Origin of the sequence: Brevibacillus sp. BC25 (assembly GCF_000282075.1) — a bacterium.
In the GTDB taxonomy this organism is placed as follows: Bacteria; Bacillota; Bacilli; order Brevibacillales; family Brevibacillaceae; genus Brevibacillus.
Window position 1 is genome coordinate 1 of record NZ_AKIX01000113.1, and the last position, 894, is coordinate 894.

Annotated in this window: 1 protein-coding gene; it reads right to left on the reverse strand. The window is 51.2% G+C overall.

Going from position 1 to position 894, the window contains the following annotated elements; translation table 11 throughout:
- Positions 1 to 755, reverse strand: a 755-nt coding sequence (locus tag PMI05_RS25150; protein WP_007728026.1) for an NADH:flavin oxidoreductase, incomplete at its 3' end; no start/stop codon positions are given.
- Between the last annotated feature and the right edge of the window lie 139 nt (positions 756 to 894).

Below are 894 nucleotides of genomic sequence, written 5' to 3' on the forward strand. Positions count from 1 at the left end.
CCCCCGCCGCTGGATATATGGAAAATATCCACGCCTGCTTCCTTGTAACGGCGGCACAGCTCCGTGCTGTAATCCAGCCCATATCCACCATCCACGTACTCTACGGCAGAGACGCGCATGATCAGCGGCATGTCAGCTGGAATGACCTCTTTGATCGCCTGAATAATTTCCACGCCAAACAGCGCTTTATCACGCCCGTACTCATCATCACGCTGATTCGTCAAAGGGGAGTGGAACTGGTGAACCAAGTATCCGTGCGCACCGTGGATTTCAATGGTGTCAAACCCGGCTTCCACCGCACGTCTCGCAGAGTCCTGGAACTTGACGACCATTTGCTTGACCTCTTCTGTCGTCAACGCCCGTGGCGTTTTGTAGCGCGCCCCTGGGAAAGCAATCGCGGACGAAGATACAGGCACTTCTGCGTCTTCCGCTTTGCGGCCCGCATGAGCAATCTGTATGCCAATTTTGGCCCCATATTTATGAACCTCGGAGACAATTCGGGTATACGCCGGAATCTGTTCGTCAGACCACAAGCCCAAATCGCCGTTGGAAATTCTGCCATCAGGCTCAACATCGGTCATTTCCACAATGATCAGACCTGTTCCGCCTACTGCACGAGAAACGTAATGAACAAAATGCCAGTCCGTTGGTGTTCCATCGTGTGCATCCACGGAGTACTGGCACATCGGCGGCATGACAATCCGATTTTTCAAGCTAAGTCCTTTAAACTGAAACGGGGTAGACAACAATGCCATTTGCTCCACTCCTTACTTTTTTTCATTATCATGCCAAAAGTAAGCGTCTTCTGCAATCCCAAGTTGCACTTTGTCAAAATAATAAAGCCCGCTGTTGTGGTGGGGAGGAAACAGGAGAAAACGCTCAGCTTCTTGTCCC